We start from the raw sequence: 20,413 nt of genomic DNA, 5'->3' as shown, positions 1-20,413 counted from the left end.
TTTTTATTCGAATCGAAGTAATTTGGACATGTCAGGAACTGTGATCTCGAGGGTCACAGGCCGGGCAAAAATCACTGTTTTAGGCTGACGGAACCTTATGCATATACACATTTTGGGCATTTGCGGCACTTTTATGGGTGGCGCTGCCCTTTTGGCGAGACAACTGGGTCATAAAGTGACAGGGTGTGACGCCAATGTTTACCCGCCAATGAGTACGTTGCTGGCATCGCAGGGCATTGAAATCATCCAGGGCTACGATCCGTCCCAGTTAGACCCAGCGCCGGATCTGGTCGTGGTGGGCAATGCGATGAGTCGTGGCAATCCGTGTGTGGAATATGTGCTGAACAATAACCTCAATTACACCTCCGGGCCACAGTGGCTGCTGGATTTCCTGCTCAAAGACCGCTGGGTGCTGGCGGTGGCAGGGACACACGGCAAAACCACTACCGCGAGCATGCTGGCGTGGGTGCTGGAAGACTGCGGTTATCAACCGGGCTTTTTGATCGGCGGTGTACCGGGCAACTTTGATGTGTCGGCACGTCTGGGCGAAAGCATGTTCTTTGTGGTGGAAGCCGACGAATATGACTGCGCTTTTTTCGACAAGCGTTCGAAGTTCGTCCATTACCACCCACGTACGCTGATCATGAACAACCTGGAGTTCGATCATGCCGATATTTTTGACGATCTGAATGCAATCAAGCGTCAGTTCCACCATTTGGTGCGCACCGTGCCGGGGATTGGCCGCATTATCGCGCCGTCCAATGATGACAACATCACATCAACACTGGCGATGGGCTGCTGGAGTGAACTCGAATTCGCCGGGGAAGACGGCATCTGGAAAGCCGAAAAGCGTGTGGCAGATGGCAGCGAGTTTGATGTCTGGTTTGACGGCAAACAGGTGGGTACCGTGAAGTGGGACCTGATTGGTGACCATAACGTCAGCAATGCGCTGATGGCGGTTGCCGCTGCGCGTCACGTCGGTGTCACGCCGGAGCTGGCGTGTGAAGCGCTGGGCCGTTTTATCAATACCAAACGTCGTCTGGAGCATAAAGGTGACTTCAACGGGGTCACGGTCTATGACGATTTTGCCCACCACCCAACGGCGATTAAGACCACGCTGGCGGGGCTTCGGGCGAAAGTTGGAAAGCGACGCATCCTGGCGGTGCTAGAGCCTAGATCCAACACCATGAAGCTTGGCGTACATAAAGATGAGATTGCCCCATCACTGGATGATGCTGACGCCGTTTTGCTGTTCCAGCCTGAGCATATCACCTGGTCTGTCAATGACGTGGCCGAGGCCTGTAAAGCCCCGGCGAAGACCTTTGATGATATCGATGCTCTGGTCGCGGGCATTGCCAGTGAGACCAAGCGTGGCGATGTGGTGCTGGTAATGAGTAACGGTGGCTTTGGCGGTATTCACGACAAGCTGAAAGCGGTCCTGGAACAACGATAAGGAATACATGGTAACGTCAATGAGCGACAAACGTATCACCCTGGCCTGGACGGGAGCGTCAGGGGCACCTTATGGGCTCCGTTTGCTGGAATGTCTGCTGGCCGCAGACTACGAGGTTTATCTGTTGATCTCCTCGGCGGCGCGGGTGGTGCTGGCGACGGAGCATGGCCTGAAGTTGCCATCGGGCCCAGATGCGGCCAAAACAGTGTTGGAAAAACACCTTAATGCCCCGACGGACAAACTGGTGGTGTGCGGCAAGGAAGATTGGTTTTCGCCTGTTGCTTCCGGTTCAGCGGCCCCGAAAAAGATGGTGGTGTGTCCATGCTCGGCAGGTTCACTCGCGGCCATTGCCCATGGTATGTCCGATAACCTCGCCGAACGTGCGGCGGATGTGGTGCTCAAAGAGCGTGGCCAATTGCTGCTAGTGGTGCGTGAAACGCCATTCTCTACACTGCATTTGGAAAACATGCTAAAGCTGTCAAAGATGGGCGTGACTATCATGCCGGCTGCGCCGGGGTTTTATCATCAGCCTGAATCTGTCGACGATTTGGTGGATTTTATGGTGGCGAGGATCCTTGACCATCTGGGGATTGAGCAGGTGCTGGTGCCACGCTGGGGTTACGATTCCCGGGACAAAAAATAAAAAGGGGCGGTGAGAAACCGCCCCTTTTCAGATCTTATGTAGACAAACCCTAGCTTTGCGGCTTCATGATCAGGACATTGATTTTCGATTGCTCCAGTACTTTTGATGCAACCGAACCAATGATTAATTTATTGGCCTTTGAGCGTTTGTGACTTGGCATCACAATCAGATCGCAACCCAGTTTATCGGCTGTTTTCACAATCGCCTTGTACGGCTTGCCTTCTGCTACCGATAAATCATATGCCACGCCTTGCGGTACGGAGCGTTCGGCAAACGCTTTCAGGTTGTTTCGCACATCTTGTTTCATTTTTTGTGCCGCATCTTCCGGGAAGTAAGATTGCACCATGGAGTTATGAATGCCCGGCAGAGCGGTAAGAAGGTGCAGTGTGGCACCGGTCTGTCCTGCCAGCCAAACAGCATGTTCAACCGCTTTGTCAGCAAAACTTTCATCATTCAAATCAACAGGGACCAGAATGTGTTTATACATGTTCTCTACTCTCTTATGTGGTCGTTGACCGGGGCAATTTTCCCCCGGGGGATTACGCTGTTTGTTGGCTTGCCCGTTGTATACGGCGGCGCTGGTTCCAGGCCAGCGCCGCAAGCAGAAGCAGAGTCGGTACGAATACCCATTCTTTTGCCGGGCGGTCCGCTGGCGTACTTACCTGAACGACCTCCCAGTCAAAGTCGATACCCGCTTCGGCGGCCGGGCTTCCCCACTGGACCATATCGACCCACTGCACGCCGTCTTCGTTGCGCAGTTCCAGACCGGTAGACATAACACGTGCCAGCCCTTCTGTTTCCTGACTATCGACAGGCAGGCGAACGTGTTTGGTCACCGTATCACCGTCAATAGTTTCGCCGCGTACCTGAATATTAAGTGTCTGTCCAGCCGGCAACTTTTCCGCCACTTCCATAATAGCCGAACCTGGGTAATCGTTAGTGGGCGGATACATTTCATCCCACCAGAAACCCGGACGGAACAGGGAAAATGTGATAACAAGCATCAGCAGGGTTTCCCACCATTTGTTGCGGGTAAGCCACCATCCCTGAGTGGCTGCTGAAAACACCAGCATAGCGATAACGGCTGAACCTATGGTCAGCAGTAAGTGAATAGGACCGTCAATATCCATCAGCAGTAACTGGGTGTTAAAGATGAACATAAACGGCAGGATGGCTGTCCGGATATCGTAGGTAAACCCCTGGATACCGGTTTTGATCGGGTCTGATTTCGCAATCGCCGCAGCGGCAAAGGCGGCAAGGCCGACCGGTGGCGTATCATCTGCCAGAATACCGAAATAGAACACAAACAGGTGAACCGCGATCAATGGAATGATCAGGCCTTCCTGCGCACCCAGTGTGACGATCACCGGCGCCATCAGGGTGGATACCACGATGTAGTTTGCTGTCGTTGGCAGCCCCATGCCAAGGATCAGGCTGATAATAGCCGTAAACAGCAGCATCAGAATGATGTTGCCGCCAGAGATAAACTCGACGAAGTCGGTCATCACCAGGCCAATACCGGTCAGTGTCACTACGCCCACGACGATACCTGCCGCTGCCGTTGCAACACCGATACCAATCATGTTGCGGGCACCGGCAACGAAACCTTCCATCAGATCAACAAAGCCGTTTTTCACTTCGCTGCCAAGGGTTGGTTTTCCTTTAAAAAAGGCAATCAACGGACGTTGTGTCACCACGATGAACATCATGAACAAGGTCGCCCAGAAGGCCGAGAGGCCCGGCGAAAAACGCTCCACCATCAGGCACCATACCAACACCACGATAGGCAGCAGGTAGTATAGGCCTGAACGTACTGTCGGGCCCGGCTCAGGGACTTCAGATAGATCTGCTGCCGCCGGATCCTCAACCGCTTCTTTTTTGTATTGTGCTGAATAGCGAATCAACGCGATGTAGGCGAAGAAAATCAATGCAGCAATGATGGGGCTGGCGGCGGCTCCGAACACACTTTTGGTCCAGCCAATGCCGTAGTAAACCGCGAAGCTCAGCACACAAATGCCAATCACGATCACCACAAAATTTTGTAGCGATTGCAGGAAGGTTGAGGTGTGGCGGCGGGGAAGACCTGTCATGCCCGCTTTGCAGGCCTCCAGGTGAACAATATAAATCAGTGCGATATAGGAAATAAGCGCGGGCAGGATAGCGGCTTTAATCACGTCGATATAGGGAATACCTACGTATTCCACCATCAGGAAAGCGGCAGCCCCCATAATGGGTGGGGTCAACTGGCCATTGGTGGAAGCGGCCACTTCTACTGCGCCGGCTTTTGAACCGGGAAAGCCCACACGCTTCATCAGTGGAATAGTAAAGGTCCCGGTGGTGACCACGTTGGCGATGGAGGAGCCGGAAATCAGGCCTGACAGGCCGGACGCTACAACCGCCGCTTTCGCAGGGCCGCCACGCATGTGGCCCAGCAATGAAAACGCAACTTTGATGAAATAGCCACCCGCGCCGGCGCGGTCGAGCAGGGCACCAAACAGGACAAACAGGAACACGAAAGAGGTGGAGACACCCAGTGCGACACCGAACACTCCTTCGGTGGTCAGCCACATATGGGACATCGCTTTATTCAGGCTGGCACCTTTGTGGGCGATGACGTCCGGCATATATGGGCCGGCGAAGGTATAAAGCAGGAACACCAGTGCGACCACCATCAAGGGGGGGCCCAGAGCCCGGCGTGTGGCTTCCAGCAGCAATATCATCCCAGTGACAGCAACCGCAATATCCACAGAAGTGGGCGCGCCAGCACGGGAAGCGAGGTCGGTATAAAACAAGAAGAGGTAGCCTGCAGAGAAACTTCCAGCAAGGGCAAACAGCCAGTCTTGTACCGGGATCCGGTTCCGTGGTGAATGTTTCAGTGCAGGGTATGCAGTGAAGGCGAGAAAGATGGCAAAGGCCAGGTGAATGGAGCGTGCCTCAGTATCATTGAGTGCGACAGTAAAAGGGGAGGCATACCACAACTGGAAAAGTGACCAGCACAAAGGAACAAACCACAGGATTCTTCCTAGTATACCTGACGGAGCGCGGGCTCCGGTGTCCGCCTGGGCGACAATGTCCTGCGCGCCTTGCGGTGTCTCGGTCGTCTTCGTCATGCCATTATCCTTTAAATCGGCAAGTAAAGTGTAAAAAAACCTGACAGCAGATGTGAATAACCCGCAACAAGGCGGGCTATCTCAATGGCGAGTGTTATACGCCTTTCTTGTCTTCATCTAATGACAGGTACTGCGTTATCTGGTCTTGTTAAGACTCAGCTTATTTTATTAGAGTTGAATATATGGTGATAAATGATAACAAATCCGTTTCTGAAATTTAAAACCTGAGAAATATTTTGTCATTGTCTTTCGCATCGAATTGAGGCCTACGAAGAAGATAAAAGCAGAAAATCTCCTTCTTGATATCGTGTTTTGTGGCGGGATGTGAAGGATTGGATAGAAATTAGGCGAGATGTGAGGAAAATCATCCCGCCTATTTGTGTTTATGTGTTCCGGTTGATTTAGCGAGAATAATCGAAAAGCCCACAAACGGCGTCAAAAAGTCGCGCTGTGGTAGTAGAGCGCGTAGGGGTAATGAAAATGGTGTCATCACCGGCAACTACACCCAGAATACCTTCTGCTTTACCCAGAGAGTCGAGCAGGCGTGCGATCAGTTGAGCAGCGCCTGGGCCTGTGTGAATCACCACCAGGGCATCGTTATAATCGATGTCCATGACCAGCTCTTTGAGTGGGCTGCTGGTCGTTGGAACGCCAAGCTCAACTGGCAGGCAGTAGACCATTTCCATTTTTGCATTGCGGGTACGCACGGCACCAAACTTGGTCAGCATGCGGGAGACTTTCGACTGGTTGATGTTCTCAAAGCCCTGTGCTTTCAGCGCATCCACGATTTCACCCTGCGAGCTGAATTTTTCTTCTTTTAGGATGGCTTTAAATGCCTTCACTAATTGATCTTGTTTGTCTGAATTGCGCATATTTCTTTTATCTTCCCCGTATCAGGAAGGCGCATTCTTGCATAGTGATTCAGTCGCGGGCAATAAAATCGGCAGTAAAGTGACGCACCTATCACCTTTCAACAGGGCGTAAGTGCTTTGAAGGGAAAAATGAGAAGCGCGGCTTATCCTCAGTCTGACAAGCTTGTGATTGCTGCTATTCCGCACGTATTATGCACTCAGGGCCGTGTTGTATTCAGGGTTGCCGGTTCGCTGTTGAGTAAATCACGTTAATGTTAATACTGACAGGTTCTGTATCCAGGGTCAGCAGACCCAAAGGTCTGAAAGAAAAATAATCGTAACTAAGGAGAACGAAATGAAAGTTGCTGTGATTGGCGCCGCTGGTGGCATTGGTCAAGCTTTAGCCCTGCTTTTGAAAAACCGTCTGCCTGCGGGTTCAGATCTGGCATTGTACGACATTGCACCTGTCACGCCGGGTGTTGCTGTTGATCTTAGTCATATCCCAACGCCTGTTTCGATCAAAGGTTACTGTGGTGAAGATCCTACGCCAGCGCTGGAAGGTGCGGATGTGGTCCTGATCTCTGCCGGTGTAGCACGTAAGCCTGGTATGGATCGTTCGGATCTGTTCAACGTGAATGCGGGTATTGTTCGTTCTCTGAGTGAAAAAATCGCTGATGTTTGCCCGAAAGCACTGATTGGTATTATCACTAACCCGGTAAATACCACGGTGGCGATTGCCGCAGAGGTATTGAAAGCAAAAGGTGTGTATGACAAAAAACGCCTGTTTGGTGTGACCACGCTGGACATCATCCGTTCAGAAACCTTTGTTGCTGAGCTGAAAGGTAAAAATCCAGGTGACGTGCGTGTGCCGGTGATTGGTGGCCACTCGGGTGTGACCATCCTGCCGCTGCTGTCTCAGGTTGAAGGGGTTGAATTCACCGAAGAGGAAGTAGCTGCATTGACACCACGCATCCAGAATGCGGGTACTGAAGTGGTTGAGGCGAAGGCCGGTGGTGGCTCTGCAACCTTATCTATGGGTCAGGCGGCATGCCGCTTTGGTCTGGCGCTGGTTCGCGCTGCCCAAGGTGAACAAGGCATTGTTGAATGTGCATACGTAGAAGGTGACGGCAAATATACACGCTTCTTCGCACAGCCAGTTCGTTTGGGTAAAAACGGTGTGGAAGAGATCCTGGATCACGGCCCACTGAGTGCATTCGAGCAAAACGCACTGGACAGCATGCTGGATACACTGCGTAAAGACATCGCGCTGGGTGAAGAATTCGTCAAGTAATCTTCACTAAAACGGAAAAAAGCGGCTTTAAAAGCCGCTTTTTTGTCCTTGTAGCCGCCAAATACTACTTTTTACGACGTACCGCGATATGGGCCAGTGCCTTGAGTGCGTCTTTGTATTCTGACTCTGGGATCGGGGCGAGAGCGTTAATGGCTTTATCCGCCTCATCTTCGGCCCGCTGGCGGGTGTATTCAAGAGACCCACACGCCTCCATGCAGGCAAGTATCTGCGCTAGCTTATCCAGGCCATTGCCTTGCTCGATCGCTTCACGGATCATCGCCGCCTGCTCTGGGGTGCCGTTTGCCATGGCATGAAGTAATGGCAGGGTCGGCTTGCCTTCGGCCAGATCGTCACCGGTATTTTTCCCCATCTCATCACCTTGTGACGTGTAGTCCATTACATCGTCGATAAGCTGGAAGGCCGTACCAAGATAACGGCCATAATCCTGCATCGCTGTTTCTATTTCTTCACTTGCTCCGGCGAGGATCGCGCCGATCTGCGTGGCGGCTTCAAACAGGCGGGCTGTTTTGGAGTAGATCACCTGCATGTAACTTTCTTCGGTGGTGTTGGGATCGTTACAGTTCATCAGCTGCAACACTTCACCTTCGGCGATCACATTGGTGGCCTTGCTCATCAGATCGAGGATCCTCAACGATCGAAGCTCGGTCATCATCTGGAAAGACCGGGTGTAGATGTAATCTCCCACCAACACACTGGCGGCGTTGCCAAACATAGCGTTGGCGGTCGCTTTACCACGGCGGAGATCGGATTCATCAACCACGTCGTCATGAAGCAGGGTCGCGGTGTGAATAAATTCGATAAAAGCCGCAGCGGTGATGTGTCCGTCACCCTGATAGCCCAATGCGCGCCCTGAAAGCACAGCAAGCATTGGGCGAAGGCGTTTTCCGCCACCACTGACGATGTAAAAACCCAATTGGTTAATCAACGCGACATCAGAGTTCAGTTGTGCGAGTATTTTTTGGTCCACTTTTGCCATGTCATCGGCAGTCAGTGCTTGGATGGTGTTAAAATCCATTGATGCGTCCGGTCCAAGGAAGATTGCAGGTTGCTGCTCTCGTTTTTGCGATGATAGTACACTAAAATTCCTTGCTCGACACAGTATCAATGTTGGCAAAATAAGCGGTTAAATACGGTGAACAGGTTTTCGCCAATTTTCTTTCACACCCCCCTTGCCAGCAAGCGAATCTTACCGTAGAATTCGCGCCCTATTGATGAATTAAATGCGCACCCCTCGCTGCACACTTTTTATACGCAGTAGGCTGTGCGGAAATGCGGAGAAAACCATGTACGCAGTTTTCCAAAGTGGTGGTAAACAACACCGTGTAAGCGAAGGCCAAACTATTCGCTTGGAAAAGCTAGACGTTGAAACTGGCTCAACTGTTGAGTTTGATTCTGTTCTGCTGGTTGCTAACGGCGAAGAAATCACTGTTGGTGCACCGTTCGTAGCAGGCGGAAAAGTAACTGCTGAAGTAGTTACTCACGGTCGTGGCGACAAAGTGAAAATCGTTAAGTTCCGTCGTCGTAAGCATTCTCGTAAGCAAATGGGCCACCGTCAGTGGTTCACTGAAGTCAAAATCACTGGCATCAGCGCTTAATTTAGGAGAAGAGATAAATGGCACACAAAAAAGCTGGCGGTTCGACTCGTAACGGCCGTGACTCAGAAAGTAAACGTCTTGGTGTTAAGCGCTTCGGCGGTGAATCTGTTCTGGCAGGTAACATCATCGTTCGTCAACGTGGTACCAAATTCCACGCTGGCACTAACGTAGGTTGCGGTAAAGACCACACTCTGTTCGCTCTGTCTGACGGCAAAGTGAAATTCGAAGTTAAAGGTCCTAAAAACCGTAAATTCGTTAGCATCGAAGCTGAATAATAGCACTCGATACTGATTTTGAAGCCCTGCCTTACGGCGGGGCTTTTTGTTGCATAGTTAAGTGGCTTTTGGATGAAGCGATTTAACTATACAACAGCAATCTAAAGCTCAGGCGGCTCAGCAGCGAATTTCGCGTGCAGCACAAGCATGTGCGGCTTGAAAGGACTCTCGTCACCTAGATGTCACAGGTATCACGGCGGTATCTGCAGACATACGATAAGTGGCAAGACTGAACGCAACACGGTTTTTGATCCTAAGATCTTTTGTTGGGGAGAGAGGATCATCAGCCAGATGTGCTCCATCAGGGTGCTGCTCAATCGCCAATGTTAACCCAAAATCACGTAATACCTCCTGTCAGGTGGGTTGTGCAGGGTATGGAGAAGAAAAATGAAATTTGTAGATGAAGCGGTGATCCGCGTAGAAGCCGGTGATGGTGGTAACGGTACCGTTAGCTTCCGTCGTGAAAAATACGTGCCAAAAGGGGGTCCTGACGGTGGTGACGGTGGCGACGGTGGCGACGTCTATCTGCTGGCCGATGAAAACCTGAATACCCTGATTGATTATCGCTTTGAGCGCTTCCATGCGGCAGGGCGTGGCGAAAATGGCCGCGGTGGTAACTGTACCGGTAAACGCGGTGATGATCTGGTTCTGAATGTCCCTGTCGGTACCCGTGCGATTGACGAAGATACTGGCGAAACCATTGCTGACCTGACTCATCACGGCATGAAAGTGATGGTAGCGAAAGGCGGCTGGCACGGTCTGGGTAATACCCGTTTCAAATCATCAGTAAACCGCGCCCCGCGCCAGAAGTCGATGGGCACCAAGGGCGAGCTTCGTCACTTGCGCCTTGAGCTGCTTCTGTTAGCAGATGTTGGCATGCTTGGTTTGCCAAACGCCGGTAAATCGACCTTTATCCGTGCGGTATCGGCTGCGAAACCGAAAGTCGCGGATTATCCGTTTACCACTCTGGTACCGAGCCTTGGCGTGGTGCGTGTCGCCGATAACAAGAGCTTTGTCGTGGCTGACATCCCTGGCTTGATTGAAGGGGCGGCAGAAGGGGCTGGTCTTGGCATTCGCTTCCTGAAACACCTTGAGCGTTGCCGTGTCCTGCTGCACATGATTGACCTAATGCCGGTAGATGGCTCTGATCCGGTCGACAATGCGTTCACAATCATTGAAGAATTGCAGCGCTACAGCGAAAAGCTGGCTGAAAAGCCGCGCTGGATCCTATTTAACAAGATTGACCTGATGTTAGAAGAAGAAGCGCAGGCACAAATTGACCGCGTTCTTGATGCGTTGGGCTGGGATGAGCCGTATTACGCGATTTCTGCCATCAATAAAGGCAATACCCAGCAACTGACTTACGATTTGATGGAATTCATCGAATCCCTGCCGCCTGAGCTTGAACCTGAAGTCGCGGCGGAAGAAGCCAAAGTGGAATTCAAGTGGGACGATTACCACGAGCAGGAAATCAAGAAGCAGTCGAAATTCGACGACGATGACGACGACTGGGATGATTGGAACGAAGATGACTACGACGTGGAAATCATCTATCGCCCATAACCGGCATAAACAGAAAACCGTCTTTTGGAAAGGCGGTTTTTTTCGTCCAAATCAAAGCAAAACCTAGGCTGGTCGCGTAAAACAGGGGAACCGTCCGTTTCAGCAGATAAAGAGGTGAGGGGGCAATCTGGATGGATGAATCAACACAGCGTGAGGTGTCCAGGCTGGTCAGTCATACTGGCCAAATGTTGTTGCAGCATGGGGCAGAGAGTAAATTGGTCAGTGATATCTGTTGCCGGCTCGGGGAAGCGTTGGGGCTCGACAGTGTGGAACTTTCGTTGTCGGCCAGTTCGATGGTGATCACCACGATTACCCATCAACACTGTATTACTACGGCCAGACGTTGTCCGGATCGTGGCATTAATATGTGGATGATCACTGAGATCCAGCGCATTCTTATTATGACGGAAAAAGGGTTGCTGGATCGTGAAGGTGTCAAAGCCCGACTGTCCCGCTTGTCACCAGACCGCTATAACCGCTGGCTGGTGGCCGTGATGGTGGGGCTGGCTTGCGCCAGTTTTAGCCGGCTTTCCGGTGGAGATTGGGCAGTGTTTGGTATGACTTTTCTGGCTTCTTTTGTCGGTATGCTGGTCCGGCAGGAGATTGCCCACCGCCATTTTAACCCATTGCTGAATTTTGGTGTCACTGCCTGTGTTACGACGGTGATTTCAAGCTTTGGTGCTATGCATCATGTGGGGAATCAACCGTATCTCGCTATGGCCTCTTCGGTGTTGATGTTGGTGCCCGGTTTTCCCTTGATCAATGCGGTTTCAGATATGGTGAAAGGCTATGTGAACATGGGTATTGCACGTTGGGTGTTTTCCAGCTTGCTGACTCTTGCAACCTGCCTTGGCATTGTCGGGGCAATGAACCTTACCGGTGTGTGGGGGTGGTTATGAGCTTGTTGCTTGATCTGCTGCATGACATGCTGTTTGCTGCGATTCCTGCCATCGGTTTTGGTCTGGTGTTCAATGTTCCGGTAAAGGCATTAAAGTACTGTGCTGTACTTGGGGCACTTGGCCATAGCAGCCGCTTTTTATTGATGCATTATGGCGTGGGGATTGAGTGGGCAACGCTGGCAGGGGCAACCTTGGTCGGCATGATTGGGGTCTATTGGTCACAGCGGTTGCTGGCTCATCCGAAAGTGTTTACCGTTGCCGCCATCATCCCCATGGTGCCGGGAGTGTTTGCATTCAAAGCCATGATCGCCCTGGTGGAGATAAACAGTCTGGGATACAGCGATGCACTCTGGGCGACTTTTATGAACAATGGTATTAAATCCCTGTTTATCATAGCGGCACTGGCGATAGGGCTCGCGATGCCCGGGCTTTTGTTTTACCGCCGTAAGCCGGTGGTGTAGCATGTCGCCGCTGTTGAAAAATAAAGGATAACAGAGCAGATGAAGATCAGCATGATTGCCGCGATGGCAAAAGGACGGGTAATAGGCAAAGACAACGCCATGCCTTGGCACCTGCCTGCCGATTTTGCCTGGTTCAAGCAAAAAACCCTGGGCAAGCCTGTGATCATGGGTAGGAAAACCTATGAATCCATTGGTCGTCCCCTTCCCGGCCGTCGTAATATCGTCATCAGCCGTGATGAAAGCCGGACGGCAGAAGGGGTGGAAAGCGTGACCAGTATTGATGCCGCTATCGAGCTGGCCGGTGTGGTTGAGGAAGTGGTGGTCATTGGTGGTGGTGCGATTTATGCTGCCTGCCTGCCCCGGGCCGATAAACTGTATCTCACCTTTATCGATGCTGACATCGAGGGTGATACCTGTTTTCCTGATTGGGGAGAAGGCTGGCAGGAAGCCGAGAAAACCGCTTATGCCGCGGATGAAAAAAACTGTTACAACATGGAGTTTGTGGTGCTGGAGCGGGCTTAACCCGCTCTGTATTCAGGCTGCATGAATAGGGCAAGGGCGCGAAAACCGTTGCCCATCTTCCCACCGAACCATGGTCAGAGAGCCACCCCAGACACACCCGGTGTCGAGGCCAAGCAGGTTGTTGGTCAACACGCCGCCTAGTGCTGCCCAGTGACCAAATACCAAGGTTTCTTCGATAGGATAGCGGTTTTTCATCGCAAACCAGGGGACTAAGGCATTATCTTCCACTTTTTCCGGCGGCAGTTTGCATGTCATATCCAGTCGGCCGTCAGGCTCACAGAAACGCATCCGTGTCAGTGCATTGATGGTGTAGCGATACTTTTCGATACCTTCCAGCTTGGTTGACCACAGCGATGGTTCGTTGGCATACATATTTTCCAGCAGCCAGACATAGCGTTCGCTTTGTAGCATAGCCTCTACTTCGCGTGCGCATTGTATTGCGGTATCCCGGTCCCAGCTGGGTGGGATACCTGCGTGAGTCATGATAAAGCCCGGCGCACAGCGGTTGCTGTGTTCAACATGAATAAGCAATGGCTGGTGACGTAACCAATTCAGAAGTTCGTCGTGGTCATCGGCTTCCAGGATGGGCAGGGTTTTATCCTTGCCTTTGGGCTTCATGATACCTTCAGACACTGCCAGCAGATGCAGGTCGTGGTTGCCCAGCACGGTGTGGCCATGGTTGCCCAGAGACTTTACAAAACGTAATACGGACAGGGAGTCAGGTCCCCTTGCGACGAGATCACCGGCGATGTAGAGATGATCCTGCACCGGATCGAAGTTGGCTTCCTCCAACAGGATTTTCAGATCGTCAAAGCAGCCTTGAATATCACCGACAAGGTAAGTCGCCACGGGTGCTCCTAATGAAGAATGTTGGGAAGTGCCAGACGAAACGGCGGGATCTCAATATCAAACTCCTGTTCTTCAACGTCAATCATGGTGTAGTAACCCTGCATCACGCCCACCGGTGTTTCCAGTATGGTACCACTGGTGTAGGTGTATGCGTCGCCTGACTCAATTAACGGTTGTTCGCCTACAACCCCTTCACCTTCAATCACCAGTTTTTTGCCATTGGCATCGGTGACCAACCATTTCCGGCGAAGGAGTTGGGCATGCCGCTCTCCATTGTTTTCAATGGTGATCGTATAGGAAAACACATAACGTTTTTTATCCGGCTCAGACTGCTCTTGTACATAATGCGTCTTCACTCGAACCATAAAATTGTTGTTTCTCATCCCTGAAGTGTTCCCCGAAATAATTATGGGTGGTTAGCATCCATCCAGTTTGCCAATGCGACAAATTGGGCCAGCGTCAGGCTTTCCGGCCGCGCCGAAGGGTCGATGCCCAAGGATTCCATGGTGTCTGCATCAATCAGTGATTTATAGCAGTTACGTACTGTTTTACGACGTTGGTTAAACCCTTCCCGGCAAACACGCTCCAGCCACTTCAGGCTGGTGGTTGGGTATGGCAATTCCTTGTGTGGAACAAGGCGCACTACCGCAGAGTCTACTTTGGGGGCAGGTTTGAACGCAGAGGGTGGCACTTCCAGCACCGGTACCACTTTACAGTAGTATTGCGCCATCACAGTCAGACGACCGTACGCTTTGCTGTTAGGGCCAGCAGACAGACGGTTAACCACTTCTTTTTGCAGCATAAAGTGCATATCTTTTACTTTGCCTGCAAAGCTGAACAAGTGGAACATCAGTGGCGTTGACACGTTATAGGGCAGGTTGCCAAAAATGCGCAGCGGTTTGTCATCGGACGACAGTTGCGTAAAGTCGAACTTCATCGCATCGCCTTCATAGATGGTCAGCTTGTCTGCCAGTTCAGGGTGATTACGCAGACGCTCCGCCAGATCGCGGTCAAGCTCTATCACACTCAGCTTATCGACTTCACGGGCAACCGGCTCTGTCAATGCGCCCAGACCCGGGCCGATTTCCACTAGGTTTTCACCTGGCTGCGGATTAATGGCAGAAACAATGCCATCAATGATGTACGGATCGTTCAGGAAGTTCTGGCCAAAGCGCTTACGGGCGCGGTGACCAAGATGGACTTTATCGCTCATGCTTTCTTTTCTACTAATTCGAGGGCGTGGGATAGCGCTGTCCGCAGGCTTCCAGTATCCGCCGTTCCGGTACCTGCTAAATCCAATGCGGTACCATGATCTACTGAAGTTCGGATGAAAGGCAGACCAAGAGTGATGTTGACTGACTTTCCAAATCCTTTGAATTTTAACACAGGCAACCCCTGATCGTGATACATCGCTAGCACGGCATCAGCGTCTTTCAGGTATTTGTCCTGAAACAGGGTATCTGCCGGCAGAGGGCCAATAAGGTTGATGCCCTGCTCACGCAGTTTTTCAAGTGCAGGCGCAATGATGTCAATCTCTTCACGTCCCAGACAGCCATCTTCACCGGCATGGGGATTAAGACCGCAAACATAGATTTTGGGTTCTGCGATACCAAACTTGGACTTTAGGTCATCGTTAAGAATACCAATTACCTGGAACAGTCTTTCTTCGGTGATCGCTTTGGACACATAGGCCAGGGGAATGTGAGTTGTCACCAGGGCGACACGTAATCCTTCGGTTGCCAGCATCATCACCACTTGTGGAACATTGGCATGGTGCTGGAAAAACTCGGTGTGACCACTGAAAGAAACGCCTGCACGGTTGATCACCCCTTTATGGACAGGGCCGGTGACAACGGCGGCAAACTCCCCCTGCATATTACCTTCTGCCGCTCTTGCCAACGTGTTCAGTACATAGTGCCCATTGGCTTCGTTGAGCTGGCCTGCAACGACTTCGGTTTCCAGCGGCTCATCACAGACAACCAGTACACCGGGTTGATGGGGTTGAGGGGCAGCCTGCGGATTGTAATCCTGAAAACGGACATCAATACCCAGTTGTTTCGCCCTTGCTGCCAACATCTCTTTGTTGGCACAAATAACCAGCTCATGGGGCCAGTGATCGTGGGCCAGTGCGAGTACCAAGTCCGGGCCGATACCCGCAGGTTCACCTGGTGTGATCGCAATGCGTTGTACATTAACTCTCTTCATTTAGGTTTCCTACCTGCTCCACATACGCACCTGCACGAAGTTCTTGAAGCCATGCCTGGACTTCTTCATTGAACTTACGGTTTAACAGCATGCCATACGCGCGGTTTTGCATCGCCGTATCAGTGCGGTCTGCCTGGCGGCGATCTAACACTTGTACAATGTGCCAGCCATGAACGGTTTTGAAGGGCTCACTGATCTCGCCTTCTGGTAAGGTATCGACTTTATCTTTGAACTCAGGCACATAAAGTTCAGAGGTTTGCCAGCCAAGATCGCCGCCTTTCACCGCAGAGCCTGGGTCGGCGCTGTATTGCTTCGCTAAATCCTCGAACGATTTCTCACCTTTTTTAATTTGGGCGATCATTTGGTTGAGCTGGCGTTTCGCTCCGTCATCACTGAGCACGATGGAAGGTTTGATCAAAATGTGACGTGCCTTTACCTCTGTCACTGCCACGGATTTCAAGCCTTTTACATCGGTAATTTTCAGAATGTGATAACCCACGCCACTGCGGAAGGGGCCAATGATCGCACCCTTGCCGTTATTTTTGATTTGATCGGCAAAAATCGTTGGCATTTCCTCCAGACGCATCCAGCCCCAGTCGCCGCCTTGCAGCGCTTTGGGGCCTTTTGAATTAGCCAGAGCCAGTGCCGCAAAATCGCGGCCGCCTTTCAGTTCTTTCACCAGCCTGTTGGCTGTGGCAGCAACGGCTTCGCGTTCCTCTTTTTCTGCGTCTTCATCCAGTCGCAACTGAATGTGGCTGAGACGGTATTCCACGTTCTCTAGGTTTTTGGCATTCAGTTGTGAGGCCAGCGCCTCCACTTCCTGGGGAAGAATGCTGATACGGCGGCGCACCTGCGCATTACGCGCTTCACTGATGGTCATTTCACGGCGGATTTGATCACGGTAGGAAGACCAGGAAATACCATTGCGCTTCAGCTGTTCCCGCAACTGGTTAACTGAGATATTGCGTTCCTTGGCAATCGAGTCAATGGCCTGATCAAGGCGTGTATCATCAATCCGGATCCCGAGCCGTTTGGCTTCCTGAAGTTGCAGTTCTTCAATGATCAACTGATCCAGTATTTGCTGGTCGAGCACGTCCTTTGGCGGCAGGTTGGCCTTATCAGCATTGAGGGCAACGGTTTTTTTCAGTGCATCGATGTCACTTGACAGGATCACACCATCATTCACCACAGTGATCACGCGATCCAGTTCTGCCGGTGAGGCAGAAACCGACAATGAACTGGATGAGATTGCTGCGGCCAGTAAAACTTTCGTCAATTTTTTCATTTGCTGTTCCAAAATCTCATTAGTAAGGTCAACAGACCTTAGTTTTTCAGGCCAAACGGATTGCGGTAACCCAAGGCGTTACCACTTGCTGAGCTATAGCCAAACCCTGCGTTTGCGCCAAGTCCAAGCAGACTGAATGACAGACTGATATTGTTGTCATAACGCGCTTCGTTATTGATATTGCTGCGTGACAACAGGTACTCGTTGTAACTTAAGCCAATCACCCAGCAGTCGGAGTGGTAGGTGATTCCAAACTGGTTCTCCAGCATCAGATCCTGAGTCAGGTCATGGAAGTATTGCCCGCGGACAGTGACGCCGTCAGCAATAGGAAAACCGGTGACCAAACCAGCCTGTGAAATGCCATCTTCAGTGATCTGATCCAGATTGTTAAATCCCACGGTGCTGGCAATGTAATCCTTGGCCACATAGCGATAACTGGTCTGGGCAAAGAAGCCACCGTCACGGTATTCCAGTGTGGCATTGGCAAACTGGAGATCGTTGAAGTTACTGTCGTATTCCATCGACCCACGGACAAACAGGTGGTCATTCAGGTTCAGCTCACTTTCAATTGCCCAGGCGGAATAGTTCAGCGAGGTATCTTGCTGATCAGCAAACCTGTCCAGATAATAAATCTGTCCAAATGCCAGATTAAACCGTTCTTTGTAGCCGTCATCAAAAAAGCGGGTGGCGGCTCCGACTGTCACCTGGTTTGCTGGATTGATATAATCCACACTGCTGTATTGGTTGGCACGAAATAGGCCATAGTAGTCGGTTTGCAAGCGTGCCGTGTCATAGCCACCACCGGAATAGTTCACCGGATTATAAATACTCGACTGGTCGACATCTTCGATATACAAATATTGTACCTGTGGCTCCAGTGTCTGGGTGTAAGGGGTATCGAAAAATGCACCGTTACGCTCAAGTGTGATCATGGCATGCAACCTTGCCATTGGCACTGCACGGGAAACGGTTTCATCGAGCTTTTCACCGTTTACTCCGGTTATGCCTTCAATATTCGACTGGTCATAATAGGTGTAGAACACCTTGCCTTCTGCTGTGGCACTGAGCCAGGGCAGGTTATACGGTAAGACAACAGTGGGTTCGATATTGATTCGCAGGGCATCGGGCTTGCGGTTATCGTCTGTGGCGTATTTGCTGATTTGAGCAGGTATGTAAAAGTCCAACCCGTACTTGGTATCCGGGCGGTAATAATTCATCGCCAGTTGTGGCAACAGACGATACACTGACGTGTTTGGGCTTAATGGCTGAAAGTCTCGGACAGTCAGCGTGGAATCCCAGCTCAGATCGCGGTACGAGACCTGGCCGGTTTGCAATAATGTATTGTCTTCGCGGCTCCCCACACGTGAATCGGTATGGCGATTAAAATACGTGAAGTCACTGACTTTGCTGTAGTCAATATCGTAAAGCCAGTGATCCTGAATACCGGCATGACGCCAGTTAACGCCCCAGCTTTTATCCAACTCCGGGTAAAGTCGGTCACTCCCCATATACTCCAGTACCAAACTGCCTCTGCCATATTCGGTTAGGTAGCGGGGTTCCAGAGTCATAAACAGACCGCGGTTAGACATGTATCTTGGTGTGATAAGCATGTCTGCCTGGGGGTGAATATTCCAGTAAAACGGCGTTTCAAGTTCGAAACCGTCAGTATCATTCAAGCTCACAGATGGATACAGGAAACCGGTTAACCGACCATCTTCCACCGGTACCCTCAGGTAGGGAAGATAAAACACCGGGGTGTCCAACACCTCAAAACGGGCGTGGTACAGATTGGCGAAAATGTCCCCTTGTTCTTTTTCCAGCTTGCCGGCACTGAATCGCCAGCTTTTATCATCATCAGGGCACGTGGTGTAAGTACCGTCTTCCAATTCATAGAAGGTGGTGCCGTTTTTAAACACACGCTTTGCCTGCCCACGACCCGGTGTACACATCATTTTGTAGTAGGCTTCGGTCAGGGTAGTGTCTTCGTTGTCAAGATTGGTCTGCAGGGACTTTCCGGAAACTGCAATTTCCCCGTCATGGAAGTAAACGTTGCCATCCGCAGTGACAATATTTTCTGGTTGACGCAGTGTCGCTGTATCTGCCTTGACGGTACGGTTGCCTTGCGTCACCACAACATCGCCACGGTAAATGGCCCGTTCGTTGGCTTTGGCTTCAGCGCTGTCAGCTTCAATTTTGATGGGTAAATTGTTGATATCTTCTGCCGTACCCTTGGCAGGGTTACAGCGATATTCTGGCGCAAGGCATTTCCCGTTAGGGAGCGTCAGCGGTTCTGTGCTGCCGTGAGTGACTTGGCTTTCTGTCGCCATGGCCTGGCCATGGAGGGCAAGGCAAATCATCAGAGATAATAAACTTCTGGCAGTCAGTGACATTAAAACTCAATCCTGTTGTTGTCTTACAGCACTGGTATACTCTTGCGCTGCGTCCTGGCAAATTTTTGCTGAAAAATGGGTGTTATGATAATGCAAATCATGCTTCACGGCACCTGCTTGCTGGCTTAAACGAGATAAATTAATCAAATAGAGAATCAATCATGGCGGTTTGGGGAAAAGTATTGGGGGCATTCTTCGGCTTTCTGCTGGGTGGTCCATTCGGTTTACTGTTAGGCCTTTTTTTGGGCCATAAGTTCGACAAAGCGCGACAAAACGTGTCATTTGGCGGTGGCTTCCAGGGCCAAAGCCAGCAAGCCCGTCAACAGGCTTATTTTCATGCGACCTTTGCAGTGATGGGGCATGTTGCAAAAGCCAAAGGTCAGGTGACACAGAGCGAAATCCGCCTTGCAACAACCCTAATGGATCGCATGGGGCTGCATGGAGAGGCCAGACGCCAGGCCCAGGATGCTTTCCGGGAAGGAAAAGATGTCACTTTCCCGTTGGAAGATACCCTAGAGGGAGTCAGGCGCAATTGTGGTGGCCGTTTTGACCTGCTTCAGTTTTTCCTGGAGGTGCAAATTCAGGCGGCCTATGCCGATGGCTCTATCCACCCCAGTGAGCGGCAGGTACTGTATACCATTGCCAGCAGCCTGGGCTTTTCCCGCCAGCAACTGGAACAGCGTCTTGCCATGCAAGAAGCCGCCTATCAGTTTTATCAGCAACAGGGCAGCCATCATCAGGGACAACAGCAGTGGCAACCCGGTTTCAGTGGTCCCAATATTTCCGATGCCTACAAAATCCTGGGGGTGGATGAAACCGCCAATGCCCAGGCGGTCAAGCGTGCTTACCGTAAACTGATGAACGAACATCACCCGGACAAACTCGCCGCCAAAGGCCTCCCGCCGGAAATGATGGAGATGGCAAAACAGAAAGCCCAGGAAATTCAGGCTGCCTACGATCTGATTAAAAAGGAAAAAGGCTTCAAATAAGCCTTTTCTCC

At 51.3% G+C, this 20,413-nt stretch carries 20 protein-coding genes; 10 read left to right on the top strand and 10 right to left on the bottom strand.

Annotation, left to right across the window (positions count from 1 at the left end):
* Nucleotides 1-97 precede the first annotated feature (97 nt).
* Both mpl and AC6IB1_RS15125 read left to right on the top strand, forming a co-directional pair.
* On the top strand, nt 98-1,453 hold the full coding sequence (gene mpl, locus AC6IB1_RS15130) for a UDP-N-acetylmuramate:L-alanyl-gamma-D-glutamyl-meso-diaminopimelate ligase (protein ID WP_497567332.1): 1,356 nt from the start codon (nt 98-100) through the stop codon (nt 1,451-1,453).
* Nucleotides 1,454-1,472: 19 nt separating this feature from the next.
* Nucleotides 1,473-2,096: a UbiX family flavin prenyltransferase gene (locus AC6IB1_RS15125; protein WP_497567331.1), complete on the top strand. Its 624-nt coding sequence runs from the start codon at nt 1,473-1,475 to the stop codon at nt 2,094-2,096.
* Nucleotides 2,097-2,145: 49 nt separating this feature from the next.
* Here AC6IB1_RS15125 and AC6IB1_RS15120 read toward each other — a convergent pair whose 3' ends face one another.
* From AC6IB1_RS15120 to argR, 3 genes are all read right to left on the bottom strand, one after another.
* Nucleotides 2,146-2,583, bottom strand: coding sequence for a universal stress protein (locus AC6IB1_RS15120; RefSeq protein ID WP_497567330.1), 438 nt, complete (start codon nt 2,581-2,583; stop codon nt 2,146-2,148).
* A gap of 52 nt (nt 2,584-2,635) precedes the next feature.
* Nucleotides 2,636-5,206, bottom strand: coding sequence for a TRAP transporter permease (locus AC6IB1_RS15115; protein ID WP_497567329.1), 2,571 nt, complete (start codon nt 5,204-5,206; stop codon nt 2,636-2,638).
* Nucleotides 5,207-5,607: 401 nt separating this feature from the next.
* On the bottom strand, nt 5,608-6,078 hold the full coding sequence (gene argR, locus AC6IB1_RS15110) for a transcriptional regulator ArgR (protein WP_005504095.1): 471 nt from the start codon (nt 6,076-6,078) through the stop codon (nt 5,608-5,610).
* Between the two features lie 334 nt (nt 6,079-6,412).
* Between argR and mdh the strand changes: the two genes are divergently transcribed.
* Nucleotides 6,413-7,348 (top strand): malate dehydrogenase, encoded by a 936-nt coding sequence (mdh, locus tag AC6IB1_RS15105; protein ID WP_497567328.1) that lies wholly within the window; start codon nt 6,413-6,415, stop codon nt 7,346-7,348.
* A 64-nt stretch (nt 7,349-7,412) separates the two neighbouring features.
* Here the strand turns inward: mdh and ispB are convergent, their stop codons facing one another.
* Nucleotides 7,413-8,384, bottom strand: coding sequence for an octaprenyl diphosphate synthase (gene ispB / locus AC6IB1_RS15100; protein ID WP_497567327.1), 972 nt, complete (start codon nt 8,382-8,384; stop codon nt 7,413-7,415).
* 268 nt (nt 8,385-8,652) lie between these two features.
* On the opposite strand from ispB, the gene rplU reads away from it, so the two are divergent.
* The 6 genes from rplU (at nt 8,653) to folA (ending at nt 12,684) form a co-directional block, all read left to right on the top strand.
* Entirely contained in the window at nt 8,653-8,964 is a 312-nt protein-coding gene (rplU, locus tag AC6IB1_RS15095; protein ID WP_005504089.1) for a 50S ribosomal protein L21, read from the top strand.
* Nucleotides 8,965-8,981: 17 nt separating this feature from the next.
* Entirely contained in the window at nt 8,982-9,239 is a 258-nt protein-coding gene (gene rpmA / locus AC6IB1_RS15090; protein ID WP_002536479.1) for a 50S ribosomal protein L27, read from the top strand.
* A 387-nt stretch (nt 9,240-9,626) separates the two neighbouring features.
* Entirely contained in the window at nt 9,627-10,802 is a 1,176-nt protein-coding gene (gene cgtA / locus AC6IB1_RS15085) for an Obg family GTPase CgtA (RefSeq protein ID WP_497567326.1), read from the top strand.
* A gap of 131 nt (nt 10,803-10,933) precedes the next feature.
* The gene (locus AC6IB1_RS15080) at nt 10,934-11,701 is read left to right on the top strand and encodes a threonine/serine exporter family protein (protein ID WP_497567325.1); all 768 of its coding nucleotides are present in this window, start codon (nt 10,934-10,936) and stop codon (nt 11,699-11,701) included.
* On the top strand, nt 11,698-12,162 hold the full coding sequence (locus AC6IB1_RS15075) for a threonine/serine exporter family protein (RefSeq protein ID WP_497567324.1): 465 nt from the start codon (nt 11,698-11,700) through the stop codon (nt 12,160-12,162). The genes AC6IB1_RS15080 and AC6IB1_RS15075 overlap by 4 nt, the downstream gene beginning before the upstream one ends.
* A gap of 39 nt (nt 12,163-12,201) precedes the next feature.
* Complete coding sequence (gene folA, locus AC6IB1_RS15070; protein WP_497567323.1) at nt 12,202-12,684, top strand: type 3 dihydrofolate reductase; 483 nt, start codon at nt 12,202-12,204, stop codon at nt 12,682-12,684.
* Nucleotides 12,685-12,696: 12 nt separating this feature from the next.
* Here the strand turns inward: folA and apaH are convergent, their stop codons facing one another.
* From apaH to lptD, 6 genes are read right to left on the bottom strand one after another with little or no spacing between them, the layout of a single operon-like run.
* Complete coding sequence (gene apaH, locus AC6IB1_RS15065; protein WP_497567322.1) at nt 12,697-13,533, bottom strand: bis(5'-nucleosyl)-tetraphosphatase (symmetrical) ApaH; 837 nt, start codon at nt 13,531-13,533, stop codon at nt 12,697-12,699.
* An 8-nt stretch (nt 13,534-13,541) separates the two neighbouring features.
* On the bottom strand, nt 13,542-13,916 hold the full coding sequence (gene apaG / locus AC6IB1_RS15060) for a Co2+/Mg2+ efflux facilitator ApaG/CorD (RefSeq protein ID WP_497567321.1): 375 nt from the start codon (nt 13,914-13,916) through the stop codon (nt 13,542-13,544).
* Between the two features lie 23 nt (nt 13,917-13,939).
* On the bottom strand, nt 13,940-14,746 hold the full coding sequence (gene rsmA / locus AC6IB1_RS15055) for a 16S rRNA (adenine(1518)-N(6)/adenine(1519)-N(6))-dimethyltransferase RsmA (RefSeq protein WP_497567320.1): 807 nt from the start codon (nt 14,744-14,746) through the stop codon (nt 13,940-13,942).
* Complete coding sequence (gene pdxA, locus AC6IB1_RS15050; protein ID WP_497567319.1) at nt 14,743-15,738, bottom strand: 4-hydroxythreonine-4-phosphate dehydrogenase PdxA; 996 nt, start codon at nt 15,736-15,738, stop codon at nt 14,743-14,745. The genes rsmA and pdxA overlap by 4 nt, the downstream gene beginning before the upstream one ends.
* Complete coding sequence (surA, locus tag AC6IB1_RS15045; protein WP_497567318.1) at nt 15,725-17,023, bottom strand: peptidylprolyl isomerase SurA; 1,299 nt, start codon at nt 17,021-17,023, stop codon at nt 15,725-15,727. Before surA ends, pdxA begins: the two co-directional genes overlap by 14 nt.
* A 38-nt stretch (nt 17,024-17,061) precedes the next feature.
* Nucleotides 17,062-19,413 carry an LPS assembly protein LptD gene (lptD, locus tag AC6IB1_RS15040; RefSeq protein WP_497567317.1) on the bottom strand — a complete coding sequence of 784 codons (2,352 nt, stop codon included), beginning with the start codon at nt 19,411-19,413 and terminating at the stop codon, nt 17,062-17,064.
* A gap of 161 nt (nt 19,414-19,574) precedes the next feature.
* Here lptD and djlA point away from each other — a divergent pair, with 161 nt between their 5' ends.
* On the top strand, nt 19,575-20,402 hold the full coding sequence (gene djlA, locus AC6IB1_RS15035; RefSeq protein ID WP_497567316.1) for a co-chaperone DjlA: 828 nt from the start codon (nt 19,575-19,577) through the stop codon (nt 20,400-20,402).
* Nucleotides 20,403-20,413 lie beyond the last annotated feature (11 nt).

The sequence above is a fragment of the Grimontia sp. THUN1695 genome, from assembly GCF_059704325.2.
Note: the sequence above shows the minus strand (reverse complement) of the source record. Positions and strands in the feature narration are given on the sequence as shown.

What these genes read in the sequence shown, in the direction of transcription:
- mpl (WP_497567332.1), top strand. Translation starts at nt 98, where the DNA reads ATGCATATACACATTTTGGGCATTTGCGGCACTTTTATGGGTGGCGCT.
- AC6IB1_RS15080 (WP_497567325.1), top strand. Translation starts at nt 10,934, where the DNA reads ATGGATGAATCAACACAGCGTGAGGTGTCCAGGCTGGTCAGTCATACT.
- argR (WP_005504095.1), bottom strand. Translation starts at nt 6,078, where the DNA reads ATGCGCAATTCAGACAAACAAGATCAATTAGTGAAGGCATTTAAAGCC.
- AC6IB1_RS15125 (WP_497567331.1), top strand. Translation starts at nt 1,473, where the DNA reads ATGAGCGACAAACGTATCACCCTGGCCTGGACGGGAGCGTCAGGGGCA.
- rpmA (WP_002536479.1), top strand. Translation starts at nt 8,982, where the DNA reads ATGGCACACAAAAAAGCTGGCGGTTCGACTCGTAACGGCCGTGACTCA.
- lptD (WP_497567317.1), bottom strand. Translation starts at nt 19,413, where the DNA reads ATGTCACTGACTGCCAGAAGTTTATTATCTCTGATGATTTGCCTTGCC.
- cgtA (WP_497567326.1), top strand. Translation starts at nt 9,627, where the DNA reads ATGAAATTTGTAGATGAAGCGGTGATCCGCGTAGAAGCCGGTGATGGT.
- surA (WP_497567318.1), bottom strand. Translation starts at nt 17,023, where the DNA reads ATGAAAAAATTGACGAAAGTTTTACTGGCCGCAGCAATCTCATCCAGT.
- rplU (WP_005504089.1), top strand. Translation starts at nt 8,653, where the DNA reads ATGTACGCAGTTTTCCAAAGTGGTGGTAAACAACACCGTGTAAGCGAA.
- ispB (WP_497567327.1), bottom strand. Translation starts at nt 8,384, where the DNA reads ATGGATTTTAACACCATCCAAGCACTGACTGCCGATGACATGGCAAAA.
- folA (WP_497567323.1), top strand. Translation starts at nt 12,202, where the DNA reads ATGAAGATCAGCATGATTGCCGCGATGGCAAAAGGACGGGTAATAGGC.
- AC6IB1_RS15115 (WP_497567329.1), bottom strand. Translation starts at nt 5,206, where the DNA reads ATGACGAAGACGACCGAGACACCGCAAGGCGCGCAGGACATTGTCGCC.
- pdxA (WP_497567319.1), bottom strand. Translation starts at nt 15,738, where the DNA reads ATGAAGAGAGTTAATGTACAACGCATTGCGATCACACCAGGTGAACCT.
- mdh (WP_497567328.1), top strand. Translation starts at nt 6,413, where the DNA reads ATGAAAGTTGCTGTGATTGGCGCCGCTGGTGGCATTGGTCAAGCTTTA.
- djlA (WP_497567316.1), top strand. Translation starts at nt 19,575, where the DNA reads ATGGCGGTTTGGGGAAAAGTATTGGGGGCATTCTTCGGCTTTCTGCTG.
- AC6IB1_RS15120 (WP_497567330.1), bottom strand. Translation starts at nt 2,583, where the DNA reads ATGTATAAACACATTCTGGTCCCTGTTGATTTGAATGATGAAAGTTTT.
- AC6IB1_RS15075 (WP_497567324.1), top strand. Translation starts at nt 11,698, where the DNA reads ATGAGCTTGTTGCTTGATCTGCTGCATGACATGCTGTTTGCTGCGATT.
- apaG (WP_497567321.1), bottom strand. Translation starts at nt 13,916, where the DNA reads ATGAGAAACAACAATTTTATGGTTCGAGTGAAGACGCATTATGTACAA.
- rsmA (WP_497567320.1), bottom strand. Translation starts at nt 14,746, where the DNA reads ATGAGCGATAAAGTCCATCTTGGTCACCGCGCCCGTAAGCGCTTTGGC.